Genomic DNA, 4,323 nt, shown 5'->3' with positions numbered 1-4,323 from the left:
ACTGAGCTACGAGCGCGTGTTATTGTTTTATTCTTTTTGAGTCCCGACCCTCTGATCCACTCTAATGTAATTTCTATTTACTTTTGTGTGCTTTCTGTTAGCGCTCTGTACTATTAATAAGTGTCTTCCTAACAAAATTTCTAAAACCTAGAAAATCTAACCTTAATTGAACTAATCTTATAGACACTATGACAAATAAAAATGAAGATTCAAAAAGGCGTATTGACGAAATTTTAAGTGGATCATATACAGAGAATCTTGATACAAAATCTGAAAAAGAAATACGTGAGCTTAGAGATACCGCTCGCGAAATAGAAACTGAAATGAGTTATCTTCGTAGACTTGCACAATCTCGCCTAGATATCTTTAAAGCTGAGCAGAATCGTCGAGAAAAAGGCGGGACACTTGGAGACCTCATTGCTATGCTGCCTAGTATTTTAGCAAGTGGTGAGACGCGTTCTAGTTCTACTAATTCTAGATTGAGTTCGATACTTGCTCCTTCGCCAAATATCGACTTTAATCGGGGCATGGAAACGTTGGTTTCAGATGATTCATTGGCAAATCTTGATCAGCTTGAAGATGATGAGTTAATACAAAATATTGACGATTTAAAAGAATTTGAAAAAGAAGTTTCCCAAAAAAGAAAAGATTTGCATAAGGTGATCGATGCTTTAGAAGGCGAAATCGCTAAAAGAACAACCAAGAAATAATTTTAAGGATTAAGTATGACAGACAATAATGAGAATACTAATCCTGAAAAAAATGTTAATCAATCGGATGATACTAACCATTCTTTTCGTGATGACATCCCTGGAGAAGTCCAACAACGTTTAAAAGATTTAGGTAATTTTATCCGCGAACAAAGAAATACTGCACAATTAAGTTTGCGTCGGCTTTCTTCGTTGGCTGGTATTTCTAACCCTTATCTTTCTCAAATAGAGCGCGGTCTTCGCAAACCTTCAGCTGAAATTTTGCAAGGTATTGCGAAGGGCCTTCGAATTTCTTCAGAAACCCTTTACGTACGTGCAGGAATTTTAAATCCTCAAGAGAAAAAAGGCGTTTTGGATGCTATCCGAGAAGATGATTCACTAGATGATGATCAAAGAGACTATTTATTAGAGATGTTTGCTAAATTAAAAACTGGCAAAGTTACCGTGGAAGAGTTACGTAAAGCCACCGACGACTAGCCTTTTGGGCTGTTTAAAAAATATATCATGTTTTAACTTGTGTTATCATGTAATAGCGTGTAAACTTAGAGTGTTGCAATCATTTGATAGCGACATCAAGGATGAAGAGCCCTACTAAATGAGGTCGGGGAAGCCAATATTTTCAGGAAGGCTCTTCTTCTTTAAGTGGTAGTGGCGAAAATTCCAACATAGTTTTGAACAAAGTGAAGAATCGAAAATAAACTGCTAGTTTTTAAACATGAAAATTTTAATTATTGGTGGCGGGACTATGGGTCAAGCTATTACGAAGTGTTTACAAACTAGTGTCTCAAAAATCGAAACATTTATTGTAGAGCAAGATGACGATACACGTTTAAAAGTGAAAGAATTAACAAATAATATATTTAGAAATGTTGATGAAGCATTATCAAGTGAAAATAAAAATGAATATGAAGTGATAATTTTGGCAGTTAAGCCAAGTGCAATAAAAAGTGCATCAAAAAATATTAAAAAGTATTTGAACAAAGAATCATTAGTCATATCGATTGCTGCAGGAGTCTCTACTGCGAAGATTGAAGACTATATTGGTAAAATACCTGTAGTTCGCGCAATGCCTAACTTGGCCGCAACAGTGGGCGAAAGTGCTACAGCGATATGTGCAGGTGGTCATGCTGATGCAAACCATATTGATTTAGCCCAACAACTATTGTTGTCAATTGGTCAAGTTGTTGTCGTCGATGAAGTACAGATGAACATAGTGACGGCGCTATCTGGATCGGGACCTGCATACTTTTATTTATTAACACAATATCTTATTGATGCGGCAAGCGAAAAAGGATTAGATGAAGATATTGCCAGGATACTTGGTGAGCAAACATTAATAGGTGCAGCGAGAACTTTGAACAAAGAACCAGACAATGTTGAAGAATTGCGTATAAAAGTTACATCGCCGGGTGGTACAACCCAAGCAGCAATCGAAGATTTTGAATCAAATGATTTAGCTTCACTAGTGAAATCTGCTGTTAACGCTGCTTTTTTGCGCGCCGAGGAACTTGGTTAAATTAATTGATATTTCTGGTGAAAACATCTAATATGGACAATTCACACTATGTTAGATCAATCATTCGTACCAGCGCCTTCAAAAGTTAGAGTTCATAAAGCACCTCACAAAATTCTTAGAACCACAAGACCCGCAGGTGAGATTATTGATAGACCAGATCTTTGTGGCATTTCGTTTCAAAATAAATTAATTGAATTAAAACTTGCTGGTAAGCAAACTGGAATGAGCACACAGATATTTAGAGAGTCTATGACTAGTTTAGCTCGACGAGACACAACTGCAACAATGGGAATAAATCCTAAATATTTATTGCACGCGCTCGACGCACAACAAATAGAAGATTGCGCTACAGAAGTTTATGGTATTGAATTAACAAAAAATAAAATTTATATTGATGTGGAGCTATGTGAAATTGCAATAGATGAAGCTAGTGAGAGGTTACTCGATGCATCAATAAAAGGTGCAAAAATATTATTTGCAAGTTCACGTCCAAGTGCAACTCTTGCGTTGTTTTCAAAACTTGCAGTTCTGGCGCAAGAATATGGTGCAAATATACTTGACTCATATTCAAATACAAGTAAAACAATTATTGATGGTAGAAGTGGAAGAAATTTAACTTGGTGTGAAAAAGTTTGTGTTGTATGTGAAGAAGATACAATGTCACTGCTTGGCACAAACGATACAAAGATCGCAGATGATTTATTTTTTCACCTACCCAGACCAGATTTAGTTGTTTCCGACAATATTTTTGCAGCAGGCGCTCTTACCTCTAGTTATCCTACAATTTCATTTATTGATTTAGAATCTTTGTCTCTAAGTGTTGCTTCGGTTAATGAAAAAAATAGCTTGGTAGTTCCGATTAATCTTTCGAGGCCATCTTCTCATTATGAGATTGTTTATGAATATTTTAAAAATTTTTTTGAAAATTAATTTAGATTAAATAACCATTTCGTATTATTCGCTATATTCGTATAATATCTTTACACAAGTAGACTGATTATAGATATTTGAGCACTCTGAGTAGATATTTTATAGAATATTGAAATAATATCGTATATTAAAAGTTGTCAATAAGCGGGTTAAGGTTCGAAAATTTCAGTCGATAAAATCTCGTACGACATAGATTTAAATCTAAAAACTCATGAGAGGCAAAATAACAATGGCACAATATGACATAATCTCTTTTTTATCAGATTTAGGAACTAGCGATGAATCAGTAGGTGTTTGTAAAGCAATTATTATGCAACAAGCTCCAAACGCAAGAGTTATTGATGTGACTCATGAAATCGCTCCGTTTGATATCCGCGCTGGCGCACTTGCATTGACTAGAGCAATCCAATTTTTGCCAACAGGCATAGTGCTAGCTGCAATTGATCCTGGAGCACCAAAAGATCAAAGATATATTGCTGTTGAATTAGAAAATTCTATTTTTATTGGACCGGATAATGGAATATTAGCTCCAGCAGCTCAACTTTTAGGCGACCCAATACGAGTGCATGAATTAACAAATCCAGAATATCGTATAGAAGCTCCGGGCGGAGTTTTTGCGGCAAGAGATATTATGGCGCCAGCTGCAGGAGTAATAGCAAGTGGAATAGATATGTCTGAACTAGGTAATGAAATTCCACTCGAACAACTCGTACCTGGAATGTTGCAACTTTCTCGACATGATGAAGGCGGCGCATTCCTCGGAGAAGTTTGGTCTATCGATCGTTTTTCAAATATACAAACTAATATTACGCCTGAAGAACTAACCTCATCAGGTTTACGTATAGGCGATACAGCCCTTGTTCGTGTAGGTCAAAATGATTTTATGGTCAAGTTTGTTGAGCGTTATGCAGACCTAGCAAAAAGCCAACTCGGTTTGATTATAGATTCAACAGGTATGTTAAGTGTTGTAAAAAATCTAGATTTTGCAGCTAAAGAACTTGGTGTAAGCGAATCTGATGCTATTGCTATTCTTCCACAAGGTACAACAATTACCGGTCGTGATATAACTGTTGAATCAGTTAATGCAAACCCAACTCCCGTACTTGAAGATGTTCCTGTGGCTCCTCAATCTCCGGCTCCTGTGGCTCCTCAATCTCCGGCTCCTGT

The 4,323-nt window shown here is 36.5% G+C and carries 5 protein-coding genes; all 5 read left to right on the top strand.

The genetic code is table 11. The features are described from left to right. Positions 1 to 188 precede the first annotated feature (188 nt). Positions 189 to 710 carry a hypothetical protein gene (locus KBF89_01935; protein MBP9115088.1) on the top strand — a complete coding sequence of 174 codons (522 nt, stop codon included), beginning with the start codon at positions 189 to 191 and terminating at the stop codon, positions 708 to 710. Between the two features lie 15 nt (positions 711 to 725). Beyond that, positions 726 to 1,187, top strand: a complete 462-nt coding sequence (locus tag KBF89_01930) for a helix-turn-helix transcriptional regulator (protein ID MBP9115087.1) — start codon at positions 726 to 728, stop codon at positions 1,185 to 1,187. 238 nt (positions 1,188 to 1,425) lie between these two features. Further along, positions 1,426 to 2,226 carry a pyrroline-5-carboxylate reductase gene (proC, locus tag KBF89_01925; GenBank protein ID MBP9115086.1) on the top strand — a complete coding sequence of 267 codons (801 nt, stop codon included), beginning with the start codon at positions 1,426 to 1,428 and terminating at the stop codon, positions 2,224 to 2,226. Positions 2,227 to 2,274: 48 nt separating this feature from the next. Next, entirely contained in the window at positions 2,275 to 3,156 is an 882-nt protein-coding gene (locus KBF89_01920) for a phosphatase (protein ID MBP9115085.1), read from the top strand. 211 nt (positions 3,157 to 3,367) lie between these two features. After that, positions 3,368 to 4,323: SAM-dependent chlorinase/fluorinase (locus KBF89_01915; protein MBP9115084.1), on the top strand; the 956-nt coding region annotated here is incomplete at its 3' end.

This window comes from Acidimicrobiia bacterium (assembly GCA_018057765.1).
GTDB lineage: Bacteria > Actinomycetota > Acidimicrobiia > IMCC26256 > JAGPDB01 > JAGPDB01.
Note: the sequence above shows the minus strand (reverse complement) of the source record. Positions and strands in the feature narration are given on the sequence as shown.

What these genes read in the sequence shown, in the direction of transcription:
- KBF89_01935 (MBP9115088.1), top strand. Translation starts at nt 189, where the DNA reads ATGACAAATAAAAATGAAGATTCAAAAAGGCGTATTGACGAAATTTTA.
- KBF89_01920 (MBP9115085.1), top strand. Translation starts at nt 2,275, where the DNA reads ATGTTAGATCAATCATTCGTACCAGCGCCTTCAAAAGTTAGAGTTCAT.
- proC (MBP9115086.1), top strand. Translation starts at nt 1,426, where the DNA reads ATGAAAATTTTAATTATTGGTGGCGGGACTATGGGTCAAGCTATTACG.
- KBF89_01930 (MBP9115087.1), top strand. Translation starts at nt 726, where the DNA reads ATGACAGACAATAATGAGAATACTAATCCTGAAAAAAATGTTAATCAA.